The sequence below is a fragment of the Flavobacterium ginsenosidimutans genome (assembly GCF_037478105.1).
Classification (GTDB): domain Bacteria; phylum Bacteroidota; class Bacteroidia; order Flavobacteriales; family Flavobacteriaceae; genus Flavobacterium; species Flavobacterium ginsenosidimutans.
Map to the genome: position 1 here is coordinate 5,210,224 of NZ_CP147988.1, position 26,156 is coordinate 5,236,379.

Sequence of the window (26,156 nt, forward strand, 5' to 3'; positions counted from 1 at the left end):
TGATTGTTAATTGTTAATGGTGAAATATGAGATGTTTAATGAAATCTTAATTCTTAATTCTTAATTCTTAATTCTTAATTCTTAATTCTTAATTCTTAATTCTTAATTCTTAATTCTTAATTCTTAATTCTTAATTCTTTTTAACCCCAAAATTGGCATCTGAAACCAATCTTCCTATTAAAACTACAGGATATAAAACGCCTGTCAGCACTTCAATCTGGACGAGAGCGCGAGCCAAGGGATGAAGTGGCACGATCTCGCCAAAACCAGTTGAAGTAATACATACATAACTGAAATACATAAAACTAGCCTGATCGCTATTACTTTCAAATTTTGATTCTGTTATCTGAAAAGATCCTTCAATATGTTCAAAAAGAAATAAATAAAGCGTTGACCAAAATTGCACTAAAAGCATATAGACTACTACTGAACCTATAATTCGATAAATTGTGACAGGTCCTGGTTCTAATACTTTGGCTAAAACCAAAACAATCAGAAGAAGCATAATTGCTACTGAGAGAATAAGATCGGCAAATAAAATAAAGACATTGTGATTTAAATAATTGATCCACTGTATGGCAAGAAACAGAACTGGAATTATGGAAATAATTAAAGCTTGTTTTCTATGTTTTGATACGGCTATAATTCCTGCAAAGATGAATAGCATCCAGAAAATATTAACTGCAATCATAAAATGAGGATAACTGCCAAAAAGAGGAATAGCAATAAAATGCATAATAAATAGCAGTATCAGCATTCCGCTAAGCCCTTTTTCTTGGGTCCAAAAACGATACAAGAAGCGATCTTTTTTTATTATCATAATAAAAATCAATTTGTTAATTAAACAAGATGCGAACTACTTTTTATAATCTATAGGATCAAATTGGTATTGGCTCTACTTCTACTCTTCCAATTGGCCTACGCCAAAGTTTGAAAAGCAGGATAATGAAAATAGGCAAAAAACAAATCGCCGACATGACGAGATAAATATCCTTATACGCTAATAATATAGCCGATTGAGAGGTTTGGTTGGAAAGACTTTTTTCTGCCTTTTTCTGCGCCTCGGCATCAGACAATCCCATAAATAGAAAATTCCTTTTGTAGTTTTCCAGCTGATTTTCTGCCAACTGATTTACAGAAGACAATTGTTGGCTTAAGCCTGTTTTATGCTGGACATTTAGATTAGAAATAAAAGTTCCTAAAATGGCACCGCCTAATAACGATGCAAAAATTGCCTGTGCGATAATTCCCGTCATCATACGCGATGTACTTAAATCCTTTGGCACACCTTCGGAAATATAAAGCAGGGAAACAGGAAAGAGAAATCCCATTCCTAATCCTTTAAAAATAAGCGGAAGAAAAAAATCTGATGCGTCAATTCCCGGATAAAACCTAAAAAAGAGAACAATATGATACAATCCGTAGCAGGCAAAACCAATAATCCAGATCGTAGCCAGATAAATGCGTTTGTACAAAAGATATGTTGAAAGCGGAATCGAAATACACAAACCAATTAATAATGAAAGATGAGTTACTGCTCCTAAAACTGAATCAAAACCCAAAATATTGGTCATATAACCTGTAATAATACTTCCCGTTCCGTTGATTACACCGATATAAAACATTAAAACCGCGCCTGCCATAACGTTTTTAAACTTGTAAACATTAGGATTAATAAGCGGTTCTGCTGTAAATCGAACATGAAGCAGATAAACTCCTACCGTAATAAATAAAAATGCTGATGCAAGTGTTATTTTAGGATCGCTGAACCAATTTCTAGTCTGTCCTTCGGCACATAAAAAAAGAATGATGGCAAAAAATAAAACCATGATAATCCAACCTCGCCAATCAAACTGAAATTGGGTTTTCATTGGCGCAACATCGGCTTTATAAAAATACCAAGCCAAAATTATACAGATCAAAAAATTGACATTCAGGAAATAAACTCCAAAAGTCCAATTATGAAAACTCACGAAATGTGCTCCCAAATATTGGTATAAATGCTGACTCCCTTTTTGAATAAACTGAAAAATACCATACATCAGAGCCATATTAAAAGCCGGATTGTATTTTAATAAAATCGGTACCATTGATGCAAATATTCCGATAATCGAAACTATCGCCAAAAGCGATCTGCACAAAACAAACCATACAATCGTTGGCGCAAAAAGTGATGCTGTATTGAATAACAAGGATAAAAATGAAACGGACAAAATCATTGTTCGCACTTTGATTTGTTTTCCCAATTTTAAACCTAAAGGAAGAAAAGCTAACATTGCAAAAATGGGAATGTAAACCGCATAACTAAAAGCAGTTGTTGAAGATCCAAAATGTCCTAATATCTGCGAATTATCATAAGTGGTAACATTGAGTCCGTTAAAAAAAGGAATCGTCAGGATATACAATCCTGCAAGTGTAAAAACGCTTCCTTTTTTTCCTGCAAACATCTTTTATTTTTTTACTTCAACAGTTACATTCATTCCTGGTCTTACTTCCTGCAGCTCTTTAGCTGGTGTTTCAAATTCAATTTTAACTGGAATTCTTTGCGTAATTTTTACAAAATTTCCAGTTGAATTATCGGGTTCAACCATCGAAAATTTAGCTCCAGTTGCGGGAGAAAATCCAACGACTTTTCCTTTAAATTCTTTTCCGTCCAAGGCATCAATTGTAATGGTAACTTCTTGCCCTTGTTTTATTTTTTCTATTTGAGTTTCTTTAAAATTTGCCGAAACCCATAATTTTTCATTCAGAACAATTGTGGCAATTGTTTGGTTTGCATTGATTAATTCTCCAATAGACAAATTTCTTTCGCCCACAAAACCATTACTAGGAGCCATAATATACGTGTAAGACAATTGTAGTTTTGCTGCATCCAGATCAGCTTTCTTTCTGGCAACAGTTGCAGATGACGCTTCAAGATTAATATTGCTTTGTTTGGTTATAGAACTGCTAGCTTCCAATCCTTTTTGACCTGCTTTTACATAAGCTTCTTCCGATTTTAGTTTTGAAATAACCTGATCGTATTGATTTCGCGTTACAGCAGAATCAGCATACATATTTTTGAAACGCTGATAATCTTTTTGGGCTTTCTCCAAATTTGCCATATCTCCAGCCAATTTTTCTTTTCCCGAAGCTTGATTGGATGCCGAAGTAGTAATATTTTGCTGTAGCGAATGAAGATTTCCTTCGGCTATAGCCAAATCTGCTTCCGCTTGTTTAACTTTTATGATATACTCTGAATCATCCAAAATAACCAGCGTATCTCCCTTATGAACAAACTGATTGGCTTCGAATTTGATTTCTTTAATATGGCCAGTTGCACGCGCAGCAACATTGTTGATGTAAGCTTCAACCTGCGCATTATTGGTGGTTTCATAAGTGCTGAAATCAAAGAATAAACTTAAAATCCACAATCCTCCAGCAATTAAAAAAACAAAAGACAATACAGTCAGAATTCTGTTTCTCTTTTTTTCATTTTTCTGAATTACTTCATTTTGTGTATCTGCTTCGCTCATAACAAGATTCATTAAAGTTTTCCCATTGCATATTGAAGTGAATAATATTGAATGATTAAATCTAAATTGGCATTTACCAATGATATTCGAGAGTTATTCAGTTGTAATTCGGCATCTACAATTTCGCTAATTAATGCAAAATCATTATCGTAACGGCTTTTTACAATTTTATAATTGCTCATCGAAAGCTCAACATCTTTCTTGTAGGTTTTAATATTTTCTTTGCTTTCTGCATATCTAACATATGCATTTTTAACCTCTGTAGAAATCTGATCTTTAGTCACTTCCAAAGCAATATTACTTTTATCGATTTCCAGTTTATCACCAGATATTCGATGTTTTAAATTATAAAAACTTGAAAGATCCCAGTTCAAAGAAAGTCCTGCAGCCCAATAATTTAGAATATTAACATAATTCGGCCATTGTGCTGGATATTCGGTATTTAGAATAAGATTTGCATTTAAGTTGGGTTTAAATCCGCTTTTGGTTAAACTTAATGACGATTCTGATAATTTGATTTTAACCTCAGCTCGTTTTATTTCTTCTCTATTTTGAAAAGCTTCTTCTAAACTATCTTGAAGATTTATATTTTCTGTCGGAATCATACTTTCTACTACTTCAGGTTTCAGAATCGTATTCGTTGGAAAACCGATTAAAATATCCAGATAATTACTGATCAGTTGGATTGTATTGGTACTTCTAAAAACAGAAACTTTAAAATTAGATTGCTGCAATTCTGTTCTTAAAAGATCACTTTTTAGATTTTGACCATTATTGACACGAGATTTCAGCTGACTGATTCGAATATCTGTATTGATAATATTTTGTTTTGTTACCTCGATTTGCCGATACAATTTTTCGAGTGTAAAATACTGTTCTGTAATCGCATTTTTTACGTCAGCTTCCGTCATTCTTACAGCCGATTCCTGCATTTGGGTAATTAATTCCTGCTGATTGATTATGGTGTTGATTGCGTTTCCGCTATAAATTGGAAGTGTCGAAATAATATTGGCAAATGCCTGATGATTGTAATAATCGACCGTAACCTGACTTTCATAAAATCCGTCGTAAAGTTTCGGATCTCCAATATAATTGTATCCGCCATTTAAGCTCAATCTTGGCATTTTTGCAATTTTCGCCTGACTGACATTTTCATTGGCAATAGCCAAATCAGTATTAGCTAGTTTTAATTGCCGATTATTTTTAATTCCTAATAAAATTGCTTCGTCTAACCTTATTTTTTTTGCAGTGCCAAGACTGCTGCTATCTTGCTGCGCAAAACTTACGTTGAGGCTGCAGCTCAATAAAAAGAGAGCTAAATGCTTTAAACGAAAAACTTTAAACCGCCAATAGCTCATGAGATTATATTGATTTAATTTTGCACTTTTTGGAAATTTACAATCAACATTATTTAATATTTAGCAGAACTTTTGAGAGAATTGGATTTTAGCTAGGCGGAAAAATTATGGTATCTTTTATTTGGATCTGCTATCCCAATATTATGATTTTCGTATAAATTTAAACAATTATTAATCAGTACCTTATAGTATAAACACTCAAAATTGTTTCATTTTATAAAATGGAACAACTTCGAAGGTTTCTAAGTATATTTTAAGACAAAAAAAAATCGCAATAATCAATTTGATCATTACGATTTTAAAAATAAATCAAAATGTAGTTTTCGGCGTATAATTTCTATTTTTCTGTTTTTGCATCCAATAAAACGGCCAATTGAATGCAAGGCGAATCAGAACGATTGCTCCAAGCATGATTGGTTCCGCGTTGAATTACAATATCTCCAGCTTTCAGTAAAGTTTCTTCTTCATCGACAATCAAGTAAATTTCTCCCGAAATAATAATGATATAATCTAAAGTATCTGTCTGATGCATTAAAGGATGCGGTTGTCCTTCTGGAGCTATCACACCTAAATCTTTATCGGGCGGAATCTGAACATAACGAAAATAACTTCCGTTTTTTGGTGTGTTTGGAAAAGCGGTATTTTCTATAACTTTTTCTTCAAATTTTGCTGGTGTCGAATCTGTTGACCAAATATCAGAAATAATTAATCCTGGAAAATGTTCTGATACATTGGTAACAATTTCATCTTGTTCTATAATTGATTTTCCGTTTCGTAAACCCGTTACGACTCTTCTTGGAATTGTTTTCATATTGTATGTATTGGCATTATTTTTTTTCTACCGACGAGATATTCCTACGGAATATTATTTATTTACTCAATCTAACTTAAACCATTCGGTAACTTCTCTTTCGATATTGTCTTTAATTTTTGGGTTTTCAAATTCATTTGAAGCAGGATTATATTCGTAATCTTTCTTCCATTTTTTATAATTCAAGGCAACTTTTTCAATGGCATCACAGATATAAAAAAGCTCTTCATTAGTCATTATCGGATGCAATGACAAACGCACCCAGCCCGGTTTATTGGTTTGGTTTTTCTGAAGTAATTCGTTTGTAATTGCTTTAGAACGTTTTTCATCAATATTGAACAAATAATGCGCATAAGTACTCGCACACGACCAGCCGCCACGAACCTGAATTCCAAAACGATCGTTTAAAAGTCTTACGATTAAATTGTAATGAATATCTTCGATCACAAAAGAAACACAGCCAATTCGGTCGCTTTTTAAATCTCCCAGAATAGATAAACCTTGTATTTTTTGAAGTCGTGAAAAACAAATATCCAGAAGTTCTTTTTCTCTTTTGGCAATCTTGTCAACGGTCATTTTTTCTTTTAATTCTAAAGCCAAAGCTGTTCGAATTACCTGAAGAAATCCTGGAGTTCCTCCATCTTCCCTAACTTCTATTACATCGCTGTAACAATAATTTCCTAACGGATTTGTCCATTTTACATTTCCGCCTCCCGGATTATCAGGAAACTCAGATTGATATAATTTTTCATCGAAAACCAAAACTCCGCAAGTTCCAGGTCCTCCCAAAAATTTATGTGGAGAAAAGAAAATAGCATCCAATTGCTGTTCTGGATCTTTTGGATGCATATCGATCTCTACATAAGGCGCAGAAGCTGCAAAATCGACAAAACATAAACCGCCATTTTGATGCATGATTTTAGCTAATTCATGATAAGGCGTAATAATTCCTGTAACATTCGAACAAGCTGTAAACGAACCAATTTTTATACTTCTATCAGCATATTTTTTAATTTCTTCTGAAAGGACTTTTGGATCTACTAAATTATTTTCGTCAGGCGAAAGAATCACAACTTCAGCATTGGTTTCATACCACGAAACTTGATTGGAATGATGCTCCATGTGCGTGATAAAAACTACAGGTTTATCTTGTTCATTTTCGTGGTTTTTTCTCAAACCAATAATGCGCTGCAATTTTGATAAAGCCGCCGTCATTCCAGTTCCTGTTGTCACCAAAACATCAGAGTCTTTTGCATTAACCGATTTTTTGATAATTTCCCTTGCATGCTGATAAGCGTATGTAGAAGTTTTTCCTGTCTGACTTGAAAATGAATGCGTGTTGGCAATCATCGGACCAATTTTATTAAGCATTATATCTTCAATCGGAACGTACAACCTTCCGCTGGCAACCCAATCTGCATAAACGAGATTTTGTTCTCCATAAACCGATTCAAAAATATGATCTATTCCTACTGTGTTTTCTCTAAATTTAGAAAAGTAACATTCAGATTCTGTTGGTTTCGTTGTTGACTCAATAGCATTCATTTCCTTATCATTTTTTTAATTAACTAAATTTATTCTTTCTCAATTTTTGTCATTCCGAGGAACGAGGAATCTCCGTCCTATGTTCCGCAAAGATTGATTGCCTTTTTTGAGGAGCTTCTTGCGGAGATCCTTCCTTCGTCAGGATGACAAGATTGCGCATTCTTTATTAAATTTTATTCTCCACAAGCGCTTTTAAAGTAGATTGCAATTCTTCTCCATGAAGATTTTTTGCAACAATTATTCCTTTCGAATCCACTAAATAATTAGCAGGAATAGCTCTTACTCCATAAAGTTTGGCAACAGCACTATTCCAGAAAAGTAAATCAGAAACATGTGTCCATGTCAAGTTATCATCTTGAATTCCTTTAATCCAATTTTCTTTCTTTTTATCCAATGAAATTGCTACAATGTTGAATCCTTTATCATGAAATTCTTTGTACGCAGCAACGATATTTGGATTTTCTTTTCGGCAAGGACCACACCATGAAGCCCAAAAATCAACTAAAGTGTAGCCTTTTAAATTTTGGTAAAGACGAACTGGTTTTCCTTCAGGATCATTAGCAGTAAAATCAGGGGCTTTTTTACCAATCGCTAATCCGTCTAAAACGGTAACCAGTTCTTTAAGTTCTTTCACGTAAGTGGTACTTTGAAGACTTTTATCTAGCAAAGCAATATTTTGTGTAATCTGTTCTGGAGACAATCGATACGACCAGTTTCTGTATAAAACGTATGCAGAAACCAAAGAATTTGGATGTTCTGTAATGAATTTGCTGATTTCTACATCTTTCGTCTTTTTATAAGTTTCGAACAAATCTTGAGAAGCCGAACCTTCTACAACCGAATTGCTGTAATATTTCTTCGGATTTAATTGAACCGTAATTGGTGTTTTTTCTAAGAAAATATACAATGGCGAACTTGCTGTATTTACGCTCAATCCGTATAATTCTGGTGTTTTTACTTTTGTTTTAAAGCTAAAATTTCCGTCTTTTACTTTTACCGAATCAATAGTTGTAAACATTTTATTGTGAAACTTTTGCAGATAAACATATTGCGCCACAGTATCGACAACTGTTCCTTTTAATTGTAAATTACTTTCCTGTGCCTGAGTTTGAAAAACTCCAAGAAACAAGGCAAAACCTAATAGTATTTTTTTCATTTTATTTTTAGTTTTAAGATTAGACAAAAGAGTTTCAGGCCAATGCCAAAAAGTATTAGCGAATAATATTTTAAAAAGAAGATCTAAGAGAGATTATGTTTTCACATTCGAAAAGTGGCAAGACTATATTCTTCAAAAATTGAATTCAAAAGTTCGTAACCGGCGTATAATATCAAGTCTGCTTTCATTTTAAAAAAATAAAGATTTAACGTTGATGATCTTATTCAGATTTTGAGGAAATCTTTTCTTATCTGTCCGTTTAACGGAAGGATTTAGCACCTTATTCGGCAACAGGTTGCTAAGACTTCATCGGGCCTATTCCCTCAGTCTTTCTGGATAAGTATCATTTTATAAATTTTCTGTGATACAAATATATATTAATTCTACAGAATTAGTCAAGTTTAAAATTGTTTTTTTTGAATTTTATTTTTAATTGAGTTGAAAAACAACTTCAATATCAATAAAATCAAGGCATTAAAAGCTAAAAATATTTTTAATGATAATTCGTTTTATAAAATAAATTCATACGTTTTATCAAAAACAGAGAATAAATTTCACTTCTTTTTAAAGAAAAACATAAAGATATTTGTTCGTTTCCAGATTAGAAAGCGATTCTTTCAACCCGTTTTCTAGATTTGTAGTAATAGATCGTAGAACTTCTTTTAAGTCTTTAAAATTGGTTGGTTTTATGAAATAACAGACAGCGCCAAGATTTGCAGCGGTATCCATATCATTTTTATACGAAGAAGTCGAAATCATAATTACAGGAATGTTTTTATAACGCTCATCCGATTTTAATTGTTTCAAACATTCCCAGCCGTTCATTATAGGCATATTCAAGTCTAGAAAAACAACTTCAGGAATTTCATTTTGTTTCTCTATCATTTTTAAAGCTTCGCTTCCATTTTCTGCGCAATGACAAATAATATTTTCATCTATATCGGCCAATGCCTCGCAAAACATTTCTGCGTCATCCCTATCGTCATCAGCTAATAGAATTATTTTTTTTATCATATTTAAATGTCTTTTTCTTTTTGCTCAAATGGCAATGTTATAATAAAAACAGCTCCTTTATTTGGAACTCCAGAAGCAGTAATACTTCCGCCGTGGCGTTCCGCTATTTTTTTACAAAGCGATAATCCTAAGCCAGTTCCTTCATAACGGTCTTTAGAATTAAGTCGTGTAAACGTCTCAAATATACGGCCTGTTTGATCAAGATCAAAACCAATTCCGTTATCTTCTACCGTAATAATTGCAAATTTTTTATCCTCTTCAATTTGTTCTTTCGCAGTAATAATAATTTCCGAAGCGGTATCTTCTTTAGCAAATTTAATAGAATTATTAATCAGGTTGTAAAACAATTGATATAATAAAACAGAAGCTCCTTCTAAAACGGGAAGATCTTGGTAATAAATTTTTGCGCCTGTTTTTTGAAGCACGATTTCCAGATCAGTTTCTATGTTTTTAATGGTTTCATTTAAATCGACAATTGTAGCTTTTTGCGAATCGGCATTGATTTTAGAATAGGCCAATACGCCATCAATCATGTTAAACATACGATCTGCCGCGACATGAATTCTATCAAAAAATTTCGAAGCAGATTCGTCTAATTGTCCTTCCAAATGATCTTCGAGACGACTGACAAATGTTTTAATTTTTCTAATCGGTTCTTTTAAATCGTGCGAAGCAACATGAGCGAATTGCTGCAAATCGTCATTAGAACGCTGTAATTCTTTCGTTCGTTCGGCTACCAAAATTTCTAGCTTTTCAGTAGTTGATTTTTGTTCATGAATATCAGTGCAGGTACCAAACCATTTATTGATTATTCCTTCTTTATCTTTGATTGGAACCGCTTTACTTAAAAACCATCGATATCCTCCAGTATTTGCATTTCTTAAACGAAATTCAAGCTGATAAGAAGAACCTGCATGAACACTTTCGTGCCAGCCTTTTGACACTAAATAAACATCATCAGGATGCAATTTTGAAATCCAGCTTGAATCTCCAAATTCATGTTCTTCATAACCGGTGTATTCGTACCAGCGACTGTTATAATAATCAACAAAACCGTCTGGATTGGCTGTCCAAATAATTTGCGGAACTAAATCTGCGAGCTGCCTAAATTTTTCTTCGCTTTCTGTAATTACATTTTGAAGCTCTTTCTGCGAAGTAATATCGCTAGATGCACCAAACCATTCAATGATCTTTTCTTGATCGTCTAATATTGGAACTACTCTAGAAAAAACCCATCCTATAGAATCGTCTGGATTTATCACTCTGTGTTCCATTTCGAAAATGCTTTTTTCTATTATAGATTTAGAAATAAGATCTACTGCTCTTCTTAAATCATTTGGATGAATAAATTTATCCAGCCAATTAACACGTTTTTCGCCAGAATTAGATAAACGCCCATCTCCTTCAAGATTTTGCATAATCATCCAATCGGCATCCATTCGATAGACTAAATCAGATGATGCATTGACTAGCGCTCTAAAACGGCTTTCGCTTTCTTCCATTTTTTGGCGCGCTACAACTTGCTGTGTAACTTCAACCGCCACTTGTATCATTCCAGTTATCTGACCATCTTCAATCAACGGACGATAGGCCAGATTATAGTAGTAATCTTTTAATTCTCCCGTACGATTATGCGGAACCAAAACTTCGCTTTGGTCAAAAGGAATTCCTTCATTATAAACTTTTAAAAGCTGTTCCCAAACGTACTGACCTTCTAGTTCTGGCAAAACATCAATCAATCGCATGCCAATAACTTCTTGGCCTCGACCAATCATTTGAAGCATGTGCGTGTTTATCTGTTCAATTATGAGATCATCTCCTCTAAGCACTAAAGTTGGTGCAGGTGTTTGGTGAATCATTTTTCTGAAACGACTCTCGCTTTGTTGCAGTTTTTCTTCTGCCAGTTTAATTTCAGTAATATCTCTTGTTGTTCCAGCAACAACTTCAACTTCTCCTTTTTCATTAAATACTGGAACTAAAATATAATCATAAATTCTCCTTCCTAATTCTGCGTGCGGAAAAGAAACAGTTCCTCTTACGGCTCTTTTTTCGGCAACTACGGTGTCTATTTCTTGTTCATGCATTTCGGCATGCCAATCTTCATAACCATTTTCTCTTAGCCCACGCCCGATCGCATCTTCTGCCGTTTTGCCCCACATACTCAATAAGGCTTTGTTTGCATACGTGAACTTATAATCAAGATCAAATACATAAACTAGATCGGGAGTTGCATTTATTATAGAATTGTAAAGTCTTTTTTGTTTTTCGGCATCAATTAATGCATTATTCAAAGCGTTTTCTGCATTTTTCTTTTCAGTGATATCTTCCATCGTCACCACCAATAATTCGCCTTGTTTTACTGTAGTAAATTTGAACCATTTTTTGGCATTTTCATCTCCATACCAATTTTCAAAATTAGTTGTAATTCCTGTTTCTGCAGTTTCAATAATTTTTTGGAGAATATTAGTTTTTTCAATTTTAGAAAAAACTTCGCTGAATCTTTTGCCCTTATAATCAGCAATATTGATCCAATTTATAATGTAGGTATTAAACAGCAAAATGGAGAAATCTTCGACCTTGCCTTTTTTATCATATAAAGATTTTAAAACTGCAATACCGTTAGGCGCAGAATTAAAAACAGTTTGAAAAAGGTCTAAATTATTTATTAGCTCCATTATAGTTTTGAGTTAAAATAATTTCTAATGCTGTATGATTTTTTCCAAAGGCCTTCCGAATTTGTTAAAATTCTTTCTCAAATATAGAGAAAAACCTTGTCACTTAAACATCAGTTAAAATGGAATTTAAAAATCGAAAAAGCCAAACTCTAAGATTTGGCTTTTAAACTTTAAATTTTAATTAATTCCTACTTTTTTATAGTATCTGTACTAATGGTTTCTGTAGTATCCATATTAATTGTATCTACTTCAGGTCCAACTGTATCAAACGTATTTTGAATCGAATCATTTTCATAAGAATCTGTTGTTGGAGTTTCATTCTTTTTACAAGAAAATACCAATCCAATCAATAGAATGAAAAAAGCGATTTTCGTTTTTAATATCGTTTTCATTATTATATTTTTTAAAATCTTATTTATAAAGTTAAAACCTCTATCGCAAACTTCTTTACACAATTTTAAAAACCTGTTATAGAAATCAAATAGTATCAACTCGATTAAGAGGAAAGAAGCTTGCAGTTTCCTATACAGATGTTTTTTATTGAATTAACTCTAACAAAAAAGAGCGGAAAAATTCCGCTCTTTTGTATCCTTTTAATCCGTTTTGGTTGCATCATTTTCAGAAATATCTCTATGGAAATTATTTTTATGCCTAAGTTCCTCGTAATCGTCATCATCACCCCAATCTCCTGTATTTTGCTGTTGAATCGGATTGTTTCTTTCTTTTAATTGTTCATCCTTATTTTCATCACTTGGAAAATACATTTGATAACCAAAAATAGGATCCCAATTTGATTCTTGAGTACGATCGATTCCATCTTGGAACAAACCGTTTTGTTCATTTCTTGTATCCATTTGTCTAACTATTTTTATACCATCACAAATTGAAAGTATGATTATTACTTCATAACGTAGACTCGTAAAATTCAACAAATTAAGTTAAGGGGCTGTTACATCATTTTGTAGAAATTTTATATGATTCTATTTAACAGTTCACTAAAATTAAGCAAAATATTTCCAACATTGATTAAGAAATTGTAAAAAAGAACATTATGTTTTGAATTGTAAAATAAAACTTATTTTTTGCTTTTTAGTTTGATAAAGAACAGCAATCGTTAATAAAAGAATAAAGCCTGTAAACACTAAGTTTACAGGCTTTATACCAATCTAAATCCCTAAAAGTAATTTTAAAAAGTAACCAGCTTAACTCCCAATGTAAGCCATCTTGAAGGCAGTGGCACTGCACCTACTTCATAATAAGTTGCATTGAAAATATTTTGTCCATCTAAGAAAATGGTGAATTTATTGATTGTCTGACTTACTCTAAAATCATTTACCCAGTAAGAAGGTCCTGTAATTCTTTCATTAAAACGAGTTGCAAACATTACAGACAGATTTTTAAACTGATAATCTATCGTATTGGTAATTTGATGTTTTAAAGAAGAAATTGCATATTTTGAATATGTTTCTGTACGGGCAGTTTTGAATTCTGAATCTAAATAAGTGTATCCAAGAAGAATGTTCAATCTAGAATCTTTAGAGAAATCAAATCTGTAAGTTCCACGTAAGTTGATTCCATTTGTGTTCAAATCTCCAGTATTCTGACTTTGCCAAGGCACGGTTGTTTCATTACGCATCCAATCGATATAATTGTCAATTTTTCTGTAGAAATAATTTGCATTCAAACTCAAAGCTCTTTTGTTGTATTTAAATCCAATTTCGCTCTGAAATGCATTTTCTGAATCTAAATCTGGGTTTCCAATATTTCCTGTTTGCTTCAAATACAAATCAGTAAACGAAGGAATTCTTTGGCTTGTACCAACATTTCCAATAATTTTAAAGGCATCAGTAATTGCATAACTTGCATCAATTCCAGGATAAATCTGCCATTTATAATCTGAATTATAGTTTAAATATGTTCCGATATTTACATCTAATTTTTCAGTAAAGCTTCTTCTATATTCTGCATACAATCCAACATTTTCGCGATCGTGATCTCCAATGTTTGAAGAGTGAATATTTTCGTTTCTGAATTCAGCTCCAAAACCAATTTCTCCTTTAGATAATTTAACTGTAGAGTTCAATTCTCCCGCTATTGAATTCGTATAATGCTGACTTCTTCCAACTGCCAAATTTGAGTTTCCTAAATAACGATAATCATCATAATTGTATCTGTAAGTTACTCTCGGCATAATTTTCCAACTGTCCGTAATTTGATGATTTGACTGAATGTTAGCAAATGTAGTCTGAACAATTTCTGTAGAGTTTTTATCTCCCGGCGCTGCGTAAAATCCGTTTGCACCAAATCCGTTATTAATGTAACCAGCAGAACCTAAAATTTCGTTTTTATCATTGATCTGCACATTTCCTTGATAGAAAATTTTATTGTTTTCGAATGCTGTATTGTAGCGGTAACCATTGCTTTTATCGTGCGAAGCGAAGATTAAATGCTGTTGTTTTTCTTTACCTAAAACAGCTCCAGCCTGAATTCCTGTTCCGTAAAAAGTATCTCCTGTATCTTGCGTATCTTTTTCGAAATTAGAACCTGCATAAGTGCTTACCATAAAACCAGAATCGGTTGGTTTTTTTGTAATGATATTAATTGCTCCAGTTAAACTGTTAATTCCGTAAATTCTCGCAGCCGGACCACGAACTACTTCAATTCTTTCAATTGCTTCAACCGGAAGAGGAAGATTCAACATATTATGTGCAGTTTGCGAGTCGATTACTTTTGCTCCGTTCAATAGAACAACAGTTTGCTCAAAACTTCCACCATCAACACTAATGTCGGCTTGAGTTCCAAACGGCCCTCTTTGTCTGATATCTACTCCATTTGCATATTGCAATACTTCTTGCAATGTTCTACCAGGCAGCTTTTTAATCGTTTCGCTAGAAATAACATAAACGTTTCTATTTTGTTTAGAAATAGGTGTATTAAAACGGCCTTCATTAATAATGACTTCATCCATTTGGTTTATGGAATCATTCTTTGTCTGTGCGTAAAAATTGGAACAAATTACTGTAAAAACAGCAAAATAGATTTTTTTCATTTTGGTTTACTATTTTTTTTGGCAAAAGTAGGTGCTTACCGTACCAATAAAGTATTCCAGTTTTACAATTATAACTAGTCCGGTTGAAATTCTATTCTATTTTACTTGAATTTAAAATAATACATAACAAAACTGAAAGATATTACTTATAAATCAAATATTTAGCTCTCATTTTTTTAAACTCGATCAAGCCTTCTTTCCAACTATTTCTAATTTCTTGTTCAGAAATTCCAGCTTCAATTTGCTGCTGCAGTTTTTCATTTCCTGCGCGAATGGCAAATTTTCTTTTATCGAAAAATTTAGATTTATCTGATGTTGTCTGATAGGCTTTTATCAGCCATTTTATTTCTAATCTATTTATTCTCGGAATAGAAGACAGATCTTCTCCATTGCACTCTACGCCATTATACAAAGGATCTTTATCTCCAAAATTAGGTTTTGGCGTAAAGGCGAAATTACTTTTTGGAAGATATGGCGAACCATAAATTTGAAACTGTTTTTCTGTTCCGCGCCCCATGCTCACATTTGTTCCTTCAAAAAGGCATAAACTCACATACAAATTAATCGCCTGATCGTTAGGTAAATTTGGCGAAGGACGAACTGGCAAACTATAAGAACTTTTTCTGGTATAATTCAAACACGGAATCACAGTCAATTTGCACTGAATTCCATCTTTCAGCCATTTTTGTCCATTGATCATTTTTGCTTCTTCGCCTAAAGTCATTCCGTGAAGCAAAGGCGTTGGATGCATTCCGATACCACTTTTAAAAGCAATGTCCAAAACTGGACCGTCGACAATCGCAATATTCGGATTTGGACGATCCAGTACAATCAGTGGAACATTGTTCTCAGCGCAGGCTTCCATAATGCGATGCATTGTAGAAACGTACGTGTATAATCGTGTTCCAACATCCTGAAGATCAAAAATCATAATATCGATTCCTTTCAATTGTTTAGGAGTTGGTTTGTTGTTTTTTCCGTAAAGCGAAACGATTGATAAGCCCGTTTTCGAATCAATTTCATCAGATACATGTTCGCCTGCATCGGCAGTTCCTCTAAAACCATGTTCTGGTGCAAAAATGAATTTGATTTTTACTTTTTGTTCCACTAAAAAATCAACGAGATGTTTTTCTTTAGTAATAATTCCCGTTTGATTGGTTACAATTCCAACGGTTTTGTCTTTTAGTAAAGGAAGATATTTTGCAGAATTTTCAGCGCCAGTTTTTATTTCCTGCGCAAAAGAAACTGCTGAAATTAGTATGCAGATTATTATATTTTTCATGAGAATATTTTGGGTTAAAGTTTTTTCGCCACGAATTCACGAATTATTTCAAATAATTGGTGTAATTCAACATGCTTTTTAAACACACAGATTATAAAAAAAATAATTCGTGAATTCGTGGCGAAAAAAAATCATCTATTAATTTGTCTCCAGATTTTGGCACTAAAATCATCTTTGTACATCAATCTATTTGTTCGAGTAGGATTTACGCGATTGGTCAGAATGATTAAAAAACGGTTGGTATTCCTATTCATAAAGAAAAAAGTTCCCGTAAAACCTGTATGTCCAAAATCATCTTTTGTAAAAAACTCGTCTGGTTTTCGTTTATCAAAACCTAAACCTCTGTAAATACCTTCTTTCGCAAGAGGTGAATCTGTAAACTCTTTTACGACTTTTGCTTTTAGAATTTGTTTTCCTTTATAATTACCATTGTTCATTAGTATTTTACAGATAACGGCAATCGATTCTGCGTTGGCAAACAAACCAGCATTTCCAGAAACACCACCAAAAATAGCCGCCGCTTCATCGTGCACATAACCTTTAATAGTATCTTTTCTGAAAAAATTATCCACTTCAGTTGGCATGACGTTATCTATCGAAGTCCATTTTAACGGATTATATCCAATTTTTGAAATACCCAATTCGGTATAAATTTCATTGGTGAACTGATCGAGTTTTTTTCCTGTTTTGGTTTCAATCATTTGCTTCACCAAAAGCAAGTTTAAATCGCTGTACAGATATTTCCCTCTCGGATTTGTATTTGCTTTCGCAATCCTTTCATAAACCGATGGATAAAATTCTGGATTCAGCCACATGTTTTTATAAATCTGAACCCAATTTTCTTTTGGCTCAAAAACAAGATATTTTGAATCGTAAACAATGTTTTTGTTCACAAACATATTATCAAAAGGTTCAACATATTGCTCTGATTTTTGATTGCTCAAAAAAGGCGAATTATCTGGTGTAGAAAGCAATGCTTGATAAAAAGTAATACTTGGTGTTAATCCAGAAGTATGCGTTAGCAATTCAAAAAGCGTTAAATCGGAAATGGCTGTTTTTTTGTACATCGGAACAATTTCGCCCACTTGATCTGTCAGTTTAATTTTTCCATCTCCAACCAAACGCATTGTTACAAGCGTTGCGCCTAAAACTTTAGACATCGAAGCCAAATCAAAAACATCTTCAGATTTTACTAATTGCTTTTTCGTATAATCGTGGTAACCATAATTTTTGGAAATCAAATTAAAATCTCCTGTACCAACAATAATTTGTGCTCCCGGAAAAAAGCCTTTTTCCAGAGCATTTGTCATCATTGAATCAATGTAAACTTCATTATATTTTAAACCATAAAATGGTTTTGTGTTTTCCTGAGCATAACCATTTATTCCAAAAAAAATCAAGGAAACAATTATAATTTTAATACCAATATTTTTCATAACACTATGGATTAATTCTTAAGTCTTGCGCTGCAACTAAAGGTTCATTATTGGTTCCAGTAATTTTAATTCTCACTGCTTTTACAGGCTGTTTCGGATAAATTGATGCATTTCCGTAATCGAAATTATCTCCTTTTATAAAATCAGTTCCATTATATGAAAACTCAACAAAACCGTTGTTTACAATGAATCGCGGATGATGTGGAATTCCAGTTAAAACATCAATTTTTGAAGAGTTTACAGGATTTGAAAAAGTGTACAAAATCCAATCGCCGTCTTTACAAGCAACATCTGTACGCAAATACGATTCTTCATTATAATCCTGCAGATTCGAAATTGGAAACTTCGGATTTTCTGCCATCGACGAAGTTACTTTTACTTCTGGTTCCTGATATGGCGTACAATTAAATTTTACATTTCCAGCCGACTTTTTCTCTTCTTTATTTTCGACTGTAAAGTCTAATCGATACGTGTTTTTTTCATTATAATTTTCGATTAAAAATCTCAGGCGAGGTTTTGATTTTAATGTTTTTTCATCTGCGTAAGTCTGAATTAATTTATCGTTTTCAAAAAGCGAAACATTTTTGATTGTTCCATTTGCTCCATCATCTGTCGGATTAAAAGTCAAATACCAAATGCCTTTTTTATCAATATGTTCTGAGATATTTTCAGAAATAGTCAAAACTTCTGCTTTAGCTGTATTCCATTCTGCAACAGGCAATTTCTCGGCTTTTACAGCTGGACTTGCTGAATCTTCATTGAAAAATACTCGAAATAAATATTGCTCATAATTCTTCGTCTGAATTGGTCCTGTATATAATGGCGATTGTTTTGTTGGCTCATTTCCATCTTTATCAAATCGCACAACAGCACCTTCATAAGGTGGGCTTACAGTAATAGTTCCGTTTTTATAAATGGCTGTTGGAGGAAAATCTCTAAAAGCAATTCCCATATCGGCCAATCTTTTCAAATGGCTGTTGGTTAATCTTCCATAAAAATCATCCCAGTTTTTATCTTCTTTTTTAGACCAGCCAATTTCAGACAAAGCACTAATTCTCGGATAACTTTGATATTCCATAATTCTTGCTGGACGATCCAGATATTCGCTCCATAAAGCGCCTTGAACACCTTTTATGTTTTTTTGTTCTTCAGGTGTTAAATCATTATTTGGAATTGGTTCGAAAGAATATGCTCTTTTTGTATCGGTGATCGCCGCCCAACGATGACCACGTTCTGTTTCAGATTGTGCCATGTCAAAATACATAAATTGACCTGGCATCATGATCGTTGAATATCCTTTTTTTGCAGATTCAATTCCGTAACTAATTCCCTGCCAAGCAGAAATCAACGTATTTGGATTGATTTCTCCGCCTTTCAGAATTTCATTCCAGCCGTCTGTTTTTTTATGGTACTTATCTACAATTTTTTGAACCCTTCTAAAGAAATAATTCTGAAGCTGAAAACTATCCGTAAACCCTTCTTTCGCCATTAAAGCTTGACATTTTGGACAATGTTCCCAATTGGCACGATTGACTTCGTCTCCTGCAATATGAATATATTCGAAAGGAAAAAGTCCAGAAACTTCTCGAAAGATTGAATCTAGAAGATCATAGTTTTCTTCTCGCCCAACGCACCAAACATTTTTCACTTCGCCCTGAACACTTTTAAGTTCCTGCGTTATAGCGCAGCCCACTTCTGGATACGAAGCCGTTACCGCACGCGAATGCCCCGGTATTTCGATTTCTGGCATTACAGAAATTCCACGATCTGCTGCATAAGCCACCACTTCCTTAATATCTTCTTGTGTATAAAAACCTCCGTAGCGTTTGTCTCCCGAACCATAAGAAGGTAATAAAACTTCGCCTGGTCCTCTCCAAGCGCCTTTTAAAGTTAAATCTGGCATCGATTTGATTTCGATTCTCCAGCCGTTATCATCGGTTAAATGCCAATGAAAAACATTCATTTTATGAGCAGCCAGCCAATCGATATAATTTTTTACGGTTTGTTTGTCGAAGAATTGTCTCGAACAATCGAGCATCATTCCGCGCCAATCAAAACGAGGATAATCTTCTATTTTCACAAACGGCACTGTTCCTTTTTTAACTTCTTTTGCAGAACAAATTTGCACTAAAGTCTGAAATCCGTTTAGAACTCCATTTGTTGTTTTTCCTTTTACAAAAATTCCTTTTTCGTTTATTTCCAATTGATAGCCTTCATTTGGAAGATCTAATTTTTTATCAACTAAAAATGAAATAGTATTTTTTCCGTGTTTTTTCCCAATAGAAATAATTGGGTTAATTCCTGTATTTTTTGAAATACTTGTTGAAATATAATCGGCACTATTTTTTAGTTTTTTGTCTACCACAACTTTTAATAGCGAAGGCAAAACAAACTGCCCAACACTTTGCTGAACTGAAACTGGTTTTGGAATTATATCTAATTTTTGGGCTTGTACAAAACTTATCGAACTCAGAAATATGGCGATTAGAAGAATACTTTTTTTCATTTCTTACTATTTTATTTTAGTGAAAATTCTATCGGACTGCTTTCTGTCTGGGTTTGACTTAAAGCGGTGAGCGCATAAACGTAGTTTTCCAAATCGGCATTTGGAACTTCTAGTTTTAATGCTGTTGTCACATAATAAATAGTCGAAGGATTTGAGAAATCGGTTATTCTTTCTTTTGGGAATCTGTAAATCACATATTTCTTGTCGTTAAATGCAGCTTTCCAAGTCAAAAGTGCATTATTACCTTTTTTAGTAATAAATGCATTTGTTGGTACTTCTGGTTTTAATCTTGTAATTCGGTTTGCTTCGGGAGTTAAAGCGATGTATTTATATTCTTTTTGAAGAAGAGGCTGTCTTAGCGAATCTCCTTTTTTTAGAAAAGTAGAAGCAGTAAAATGCATTGAACCCTCAATTTGAGGCATTTTACGAATCATTTCAATTTGTTTTACGATTTGATCAGGACTTCTCCATTCTGGTTCTTTAGCAGAAGTCGAAATTTTATAATCGCCATGACCAACGTAAACATTTGCTCCGTATTTGTGTTCTGCCCACCATTTTGCCAAAACTTCAAAATTAGCTCTGTCAAAACCAATGTGCCAGTATAATTGAGGCGTAACGTAATCGATCCAGTTTTCTTTCTGCCATTTTAAAATATTGGCATATAAATCATCATAATTTGTAGCTCCTGCAACAGTTTTAGAACCTTCAGAATCTTTGGCAATATTTCTCCAAACCCCAAAAGGCGAAATTCCGAATTCAACTTCTGGTTTATTGGCAATAATTGTATCTCTGATTTGCTTGATGATTAAATCTACATTGTCTCGTCGCCAATCGTCTTTGTCTTTAAACTGGCGCGGTTCTTTAGCGAATGCTTTATCATCTGGAAATTCTTGTCCCGCAATTTTATACGGATAAAAATAATCGTCCATATGCACGGCCTGAATATCATATTTACGAACAATTTCACCCACAACAGAAGCTACAAAATCTCTGGTTTCTTGCAAATCTGGGTTAAAATATCTTGTTTTTCCGTAAGTCAGAAAAAGGTCTGGTCTTTTAAAATATAAATGATCTTTTGAAAGTACATCTCTAACAGTATCTTTCTGAACACGATATGGATTCAGCCAAACGTGAACGTTCATTCCGCGTTTTCCTGCTTCATCAATCATCATTTGCAACGGATCAAAACCTGGAGCAACGCCTTGAGTTCCTGTTATCCAATGTGAAGCTGGTTCTTTTGTAGATTTATAAAATGCATCGGCAGTTGGACGAATTTGAAAAATTACAGTGTTCAAATTATACGAACGAAGATTATCCAAAATGGCAATCATTTCGTTTTTCATTTCTTTGTCTGACAAACCTGGTTTAGACGGCCAGTCGATATTTTCTACAGTAGAAATCCAAGCTGCACGCATTTCTCTTTTTGGAGACTGCTGACTGAAAATTTTGGTCTGAATCAGCAATACCAAAATCATAATTTTTACGCTTTTCATAATTATTATTTTGGGTTAGTTTGTATAATATTGTTTAACCGCAAAGCACGCAGTGGTTTACGCAATGTTCGCTAAGTTTTATTTTATTTATTTTTTTTAATCTCGCAAAGTCGCAGAGGCGCAAAGTTTTTATTTTTTAAGTTTTTTATATTCTTTGCGTCTTTGCGAGCAATTTCATTTACAAAAAAAGAAACTTAAAAAATGCTTTTAATTGATTGGCTAAAAAAACCTAACAGGTTTTAAAAACCTGTTAGGATAACCAAACAAAACATGTGCGTACCAATTTTGGAAAGGCTGCAACAAACAATAATTTACTTTGTTTTTACCGTTTCATTGAAGAAATCATGAAAAAACAAAAGTTGATATTTTAATGAGTTTTCCCAGTATTTTAGATTATGCTCTCCTGGACGTTCGATGTAATCGTGATTTATTTTTAAAGCAAGCATTTTTGCATGAAGTTCTCTGTTAACTGTCATGAAAAAATCGTCAACACCACAATCTATAATCAGTTTTAATTTATTGTCTTTTACCAAATCTAGCATATTGGTAACGGTGTTTTGATTCCAGTTTTCAGGAAATTCTGTAATTGTGCCTAATCGTTTTTTGATATCCCAATTTTCTGGAAACGGACGAAAATCTACTCCTCCGCTCATGCTTCCTGCAGCACCAAATACATCTTGATGTTTAAAAGACAAATACAAAGCGCCATGTCCGCCCATGCTTAAACCTGAAATCGCTCTTCCAGTACGATCTGTAATAGTTCTGAATTTTTTATCAATAAAAGGAACCAACTCTTTTACGACATAAGTTTCATATTTAAAACTCGGATCTATCGGACTGTCAAAATACCAGCTTGAATAATTTCCGTCAACACCAACCACTATAAAACCATATTGATCTACTTGTTTTCCAAGTTCCTTAAAATCTTTTGCCCAAGAAGCATAATTTCCGCTATAACCATGAAGCAAGTAAACCACAGGAAATGCCTTTTTGCTCTTTTTATAATTGTCTGGAACTATGACACAAGTTTTAATATTCTTCTGCATCGAAGCACTAAAAACCTGTAAAGTATCAACCTTTGCTGCTCTTGCCGTAAAAATTAGAAATGCGAACAAAAAGGTGTAAATTGTTTTTTTCATAACTGATGTTTTTTATAAAATAATATTTTTGAAAAGCACTGGGAAAATACAAAAAATTATTTCAAACAATCTTTTAAAATAGTCGCGGGATGCATGGCCTTTCTGCTCGTTCCGTCAAAAATCTGATGACGACAGCTTGTTCCTGCTGCTGCAATTTCTGTTGTCGATTCCGTTGCCCTAATTTTTGGAAACAAAGTATCTTCTCCCATTTGCATACTGATTTCGTAATGTTCTTTTTCATAACCAAATGAACCCGCCATTCCGCAGCAACCTGAATTATAAATGGTAACAGTATTATTTTTGGGAACATTAAGCATTGCAAAAGAAGCTTCAACAGTGCTCAATGATTTTTGATGACAATGCCCATGAATCTTTATATTTTTTTCTTTTTCAGAAAATTGTCCTGCGTGAATTTTTCCGCTTGTAATTTCTCTTTTAAAAAACTCTTCAATCGTAAAAGTGTTTTTTGCTACTTTTTCTGCACTTTCTTTATCTCCAGCCAATCGAAGATATTCATCTCTAAAAGTCAAAATTGCCGATGGTTCAAGACCTATTAAAGGCGTATTTTCAGAAATTATATTTTTAAAAGTATTGATATTTTTATTCGCAATTTCTTGTGCTTCTTCAAGAAATCCTTTCGAAATAAAAGCTCTTCCGCTTTCTTCATGATCGATTATAATTACTCTGTAACCTAATTTCGTTAATAATTCGTAAGCGTCAATTCCAACCGAAACATCATAATAATTGGTGAATTCATCACAGAAAAGATAAACGCTTCCGTTTTCAAAAGAATTAGATTCATAAAGCTTTTTGTTAGTTTGATGCCATTTTCTAAAACTTTTTGAAGCCAATAATGGCACTTGCCTTTCAGGTGCAATTCCCATTCTTTTTTTAACGAATGAAAGATTGGAAGCCCAATTGGTAACTGATGGCGCAATACTTCCCAATTCATTCAATTTTGAATTAAAAGCAAAGATTTTATTGCGGAAAGAAAAACCATTTGCTTTTTGATATTGGTATAAAAATTCTGCTTTTAAAGTCGCCACATCCACATTACTTGGGCATTCGCTCGCGCAGGCTTTACAACTCACACACAATTCGAATACTTTGTACAATTCTTCGTGATCGAATTTATTTTCTTTTTCAGAATTCGTTAGATATTCGCGTAAAGCGTTCGCACGAGCACGAGTAGTATCTTTTTCATTTCTTGTCGCACGATAGCTCGGACATAAAGTTCCTCCTGCCGAAGGCATTTTGCGGCAATCGCCCGAACCGTTGCATTTTTCGGCAGCACGCAAAATTCCCAAACTGTCTGAGAAATCTTGAATCGTTTTGATATCTGGCTCAACTCTTCCTGCTTCGAAACGAAGGTTTTCATCCATTTTAGAAGCATTTACAATTTTCCCAACATTCAAAATTGTGTTAGGATCAAATGCTTTTTTAATTCGTTTTAGCAGTTCATAGTTTTTATCGCCAATCATAAACGGTAGAAATTCTCCGCGTAGAATTCCGTCGCCATGTTCACCGCTTAACGAACCTCTATATTTCTTAACTAAATGAGCGACCTCGGTAGATATATTTCTAAATTGATGCAGACCTTCTTTAGTTTTTAAATTTATCTTCGGACGCAAATGCAACTCTCCTGCCCCGGCATGTGCATAATAAATCGCACTTTGTCCGTGTCTTTCCATCATCGCAGCAAAATCGGCAATATAATTTGGAAGATCGCTTAGTTCTACCGCTGTATCTTCAATAGAATCAGCTGCTTTGTCGTCTCCAACAATACTCCCTAAAAGTCCAAGACCCGCTTTTCTCACCTCGTTTACTTTGTCAATATCTGTTCCGTAAATTTTTGGCAAAGCATATCCAAAACCATTCACTTCAAGATCTTTAATTAGAGCATCGGCTTGCAATTCGGCATCTTCCATGCTAATGTGAGATCCAACTTCGAGCATGATAACTGCTTTTGGTTCTCCAACAATAAAAAATCTATTTTTGGCTTGTTCTCTATTGGTTTTGGTACAATCTAAAATCGTATCGTCCATCATTTCGCAAGTGTACAAATGATGTTTCATTGCGACAACAACAGCTTCCAAACTTTCTTGAATGGTGTGAAAGTGCGCCACAACCATAATATTATTGGTCGGCGGAAGATCATCTACTTTTAAAGTAATTTCAGTTGAGAATGCCAAAGTTCCTTCACTTCCGCAAAGCAGTTTTCCTAAATTGATAGTATTTTCTGTTCCAGAAAAAAGCTCCGATTTCAACAAAACATCAATCGCATAACCCGTATTTCTTCTGTGAATTTCTGGTTTTGGAAATTCCCTTAAAATCTCTTCTTGATTTTCTTTTATTGAAAGCTCTTCGTAAATCGTTTTATAAATTTTACTTTCTAAAGAATCGCCTTTTGTTTTCTCGATAAATTCTTCAGAAGTTAAATCTTTAAATATCGCAGTAGTTCCGTCGCTTAAAACTGCTTTTATTTCTACTATTTTATCTCTGGTAACGCCATAGCGAATTGAGGTTGTTCCTGAAGAATTATTTCCAACCATTCCACCAATCATACATCGATTCGTAGTAGAAGTTGTTGGCGAAAAAAACAATCCGTGCGGTTTTAAATATAGATTTAATTCATCGCGAATCACTCCAGGCTGAACGGTTATGGTTTTCTTTTCAGGATCAAAAGCGATAATTTTATTGAAATGTTTTGAAACGTCGACAATAATTCCGCTTCCTATAGTTTGGCCTGCAAGAGAAGTTCCTGCAGTTCTTGGTGTTATTGAAATTTTATTTTTTGTAGCAAATTGAATAATATTAATTATATCATTTTCTGACTTTGGAATTGCCACAGCAAGCGGCATAATTCTATAAGCAGAAGCATCTGTGGCATATAATTTTTTATGAAGCTCATCATAAAAAAGGTTTCCTTCTAAGGAAGTTTCTAATTCTTGTAGTTGAAGAGAATCGGGCATTTAATTTGGTTCTATTGCTTTTGGTTCTTTAATAAATGTTTTATACTTCTGCGAACATCAGTTAAAACAATACAATCTAAATCTTGTTGGAAATAAATATTTATTAAAGCTCCAATTGAAAGCTTTGAACTTCTTCAAATTTACCAGATAAACGGCAAGTAAATGAAGTAATGGTTTTCATAAATATATTTGGTCAAAGGTTTAG

At 33.6% G+C, this 26,156-nt stretch carries 18 protein-coding genes and 1 riboswitch; all 18 genes read right to left on the reverse strand.

The window, feature by feature from the left end; all coding sequences use genetic code 11:
• Positions 1-130: 130 nt before the first annotated feature.
• Positions 131-820 (reverse strand): ion channel, encoded by a 690-nt coding sequence (locus tag V6624_RS22305; protein ID WP_111288736.1) that lies wholly within the window; start codon positions 818-820, stop codon positions 131-133.
• 58 nt (positions 821-878) lie between these two features.
• Entirely contained in the window at positions 879-2,447 is a 1,569-nt protein-coding gene (locus tag V6624_RS22310) for an MFS transporter (protein WP_338840250.1), read from the reverse strand.
• A 3-nt stretch (positions 2,448-2,450) separates the two neighbouring features.
• Entirely contained in the window at positions 2,451-3,515 is a 1,065-nt protein-coding gene (locus tag V6624_RS22315) for an HlyD family secretion protein (protein WP_338840252.1), read from the reverse strand.
• Between the two features lie 11 nt (positions 3,516-3,526).
• Positions 3,527-4,873: a TolC family protein gene (locus V6624_RS22320; protein WP_338840254.1), complete on the reverse strand. Its 1,347-nt coding sequence runs from the start codon at positions 4,871-4,873 to the stop codon at positions 3,527-3,529.
• A 337-nt stretch (positions 4,874-5,210) separates the two neighbouring features.
• Complete coding sequence (locus V6624_RS22325; RefSeq protein WP_338840256.1) at positions 5,211-5,684, reverse strand: cupin domain-containing protein; 474 nt, start codon at positions 5,682-5,684, stop codon at positions 5,211-5,213.
• 66 nt (positions 5,685-5,750) lie between these two features.
• A complete protein-coding gene (locus V6624_RS22330) occupies positions 5,751-7,229 on the reverse strand; it encodes an aminotransferase class V-fold PLP-dependent enzyme (RefSeq protein WP_338840258.1) in 1,479 nt (492 codons plus the stop codon).
• 166 nt (positions 7,230-7,395) lie between these two features.
• A complete protein-coding gene (locus tag V6624_RS22335) occupies positions 7,396-8,385 on the reverse strand; it encodes a TlpA disulfide reductase family protein (RefSeq protein ID WP_338840260.1) in 990 nt (329 codons plus the stop codon).
• Between the two features lie 244 nt (positions 8,386-8,629).
• A riboswitch (SAM riboswitch) is annotated at positions 8,630-8,728 on the reverse strand.
• A gap of 221 nt (positions 8,729-8,949) precedes the next feature.
• Positions 8,950-9,399: a response regulator gene (locus V6624_RS22340; RefSeq protein WP_338840262.1), complete on the reverse strand. Its 450-nt coding sequence runs from the start codon at positions 9,397-9,399 to the stop codon at positions 8,950-8,952.
• Between the two features lie 2 nt (positions 9,400-9,401).
• Entirely contained in the window at positions 9,402-12,074 is a 2,673-nt protein-coding gene (locus V6624_RS22345) for a PAS domain S-box protein (protein ID WP_111288750.1), read from the reverse strand.
• 188 nt (positions 12,075-12,262) lie between these two features.
• Positions 12,263-12,466 carry a hypothetical protein gene (locus V6624_RS22350; protein ID WP_111288752.1) on the reverse strand — a complete coding sequence of 68 codons (204 nt, stop codon included), beginning with the start codon at positions 12,464-12,466 and terminating at the stop codon, positions 12,263-12,265.
• Positions 12,467-12,667: 201 nt separating this feature from the next.
• A complete protein-coding gene (locus V6624_RS22355) occupies positions 12,668-12,928 on the reverse strand; it encodes a hypothetical protein (RefSeq protein ID WP_111288754.1) in 261 nt (86 codons plus the stop codon).
• Between the two features lie 332 nt (positions 12,929-13,260).
• The gene (locus V6624_RS22360) at positions 13,261-15,123 is read right to left on the reverse strand and encodes a TonB-dependent receptor plug domain-containing protein (RefSeq protein ID WP_111288756.1); all 1,863 of its coding nucleotides are present in this window, start codon (positions 15,121-15,123) and stop codon (positions 13,261-13,263) included.
• A gap of 142 nt (positions 15,124-15,265) precedes the next feature.
• Positions 15,266-16,405 carry a DUF1343 domain-containing protein gene (locus V6624_RS22365; protein WP_338840264.1) on the reverse strand — a complete coding sequence of 380 codons (1,140 nt, stop codon included), beginning with the start codon at positions 16,403-16,405 and terminating at the stop codon, positions 15,266-15,268.
• A 131-nt stretch (positions 16,406-16,536) separates the two neighbouring features.
• A complete protein-coding gene (locus tag V6624_RS22370) occupies positions 16,537-17,841 on the reverse strand; it encodes a serine hydrolase domain-containing protein (protein ID WP_338840266.1) in 1,305 nt (434 codons plus the stop codon).
• A gap of 4 nt (positions 17,842-17,845) precedes the next feature.
• Positions 17,846-20,347: a beta-N-acetylhexosaminidase gene (locus V6624_RS22375; protein ID WP_338840268.1), complete on the reverse strand. Its 2,502-nt coding sequence runs from the start codon at positions 20,345-20,347 to the stop codon at positions 17,846-17,848.
• 11 nt (positions 20,348-20,358) lie between these two features.
• Positions 20,359-21,840: a glycoside hydrolase family 10 protein gene (locus V6624_RS22380; RefSeq protein ID WP_338840270.1), complete on the reverse strand. Its 1,482-nt coding sequence runs from the start codon at positions 21,838-21,840 to the stop codon at positions 20,359-20,361.
• 311 nt (positions 21,841-22,151) lie between these two features.
• A complete protein-coding gene (locus V6624_RS22385; protein ID WP_338840272.1) occupies positions 22,152-22,979 on the reverse strand; it encodes an alpha/beta hydrolase family protein in 828 nt (275 codons plus the stop codon).
• Positions 22,980-23,035: 56 nt separating this feature from the next.
• Complete coding sequence (locus tag V6624_RS22390) at positions 23,036-25,951, reverse strand: FAD-binding and (Fe-S)-binding domain-containing protein (protein ID WP_338840273.1); 2,916 nt, start codon at positions 25,949-25,951, stop codon at positions 23,036-23,038.
• Positions 25,952-26,156 lie beyond the last annotated feature (205 nt).

Excerpts from the sequence above, each read along its gene's own strand:
- V6624_RS22360 (WP_111288756.1), bottom strand. The coding sequence starts at position 15,123 with ATGAAAAAAATCTATTTTGCTGTTTTTACAGTAATTTGTTCCAATTTT.
- V6624_RS22305 (WP_111288736.1), bottom strand. The coding sequence starts at position 820 with ATGATAATAAAAAAAGATCGCTTCTTGTATCGTTTTTGGACCCAAGAA.
- V6624_RS22365 (WP_338840264.1), bottom strand. The coding sequence starts at position 16,405 with ATGAAAAATATAATAATCTGCATACTAATTTCAGCAGTTTCTTTTGCG.
- V6624_RS22335 (WP_338840260.1), bottom strand. The coding sequence starts at position 8,385 with ATGAAAAAAATACTATTAGGTTTTGCCTTGTTTCTTGGAGTTTTTCAA.
- V6624_RS22350 (WP_111288752.1), bottom strand. The coding sequence starts at position 12,466 with ATGAAAACGATATTAAAAACGAAAATCGCTTTTTTCATTCTATTGATT.
- V6624_RS22390 (WP_338840273.1), bottom strand. The coding sequence starts at position 25,951 with ATGCCCGATTCTCTTCAACTACAAGAATTAGAAACTTCCTTAGAAGGA.
- V6624_RS22320 (WP_338840254.1), bottom strand. The coding sequence starts at position 4,873 with ATGAGCTATTGGCGGTTTAAAGTTTTTCGTTTAAAGCATTTAGCTCTC.
- V6624_RS22315 (WP_338840252.1), bottom strand. The coding sequence starts at position 3,515 with ATGAGCGAAGCAGATACACAAAATGAAGTAATTCAGAAAAATGAAAAA.
- V6624_RS22355 (WP_111288754.1), bottom strand. The coding sequence starts at position 12,928 with ATGGATACAAGAAATGAACAAAACGGTTTGTTCCAAGATGGAATCGAT.
- V6624_RS22345 (WP_111288750.1), bottom strand. The coding sequence starts at position 12,074 with ATGGAGCTAATAAATAATTTAGACCTTTTTCAAACTGTTTTTAATTCT.
- V6624_RS22385 (WP_338840272.1), bottom strand. The coding sequence starts at position 22,979 with ATGAAAAAAACAATTTACACCTTTTTGTTCGCATTTCTAATTTTTACG.
- V6624_RS22370 (WP_338840266.1), bottom strand. The coding sequence starts at position 17,841 with ATGAAAAATATTGGTATTAAAATTATAATTGTTTCCTTGATTTTTTTT.
- V6624_RS22325 (WP_338840256.1), bottom strand. The coding sequence starts at position 5,684 with ATGAAAACAATTCCAAGAAGAGTCGTAACGGGTTTACGAAACGGAAAA.
- V6624_RS22310 (WP_338840250.1), bottom strand. The coding sequence starts at position 2,447 with ATGTTTGCAGGAAAAAAAGGAAGCGTTTTTACACTTGCAGGATTGTAT.
- V6624_RS22340 (WP_338840262.1), bottom strand. The coding sequence starts at position 9,399 with ATGATAAAAAAAATAATTCTATTAGCTGATGACGATAGGGATGACGCA.
- V6624_RS22380 (WP_338840270.1), bottom strand. The coding sequence starts at position 21,840 with ATGAAAAGCGTAAAAATTATGATTTTGGTATTGCTGATTCAGACCAAA.
- V6624_RS22330 (WP_338840258.1), bottom strand. The coding sequence starts at position 7,229 with ATGAATGCTATTGAGTCAACAACGAAACCAACAGAATCTGAATGTTAC.
- V6624_RS22375 (WP_338840268.1), bottom strand. The coding sequence starts at position 20,347 with ATGAAAAAAAGTATTCTTCTAATCGCCATATTTCTGAGTTCGATAAGT.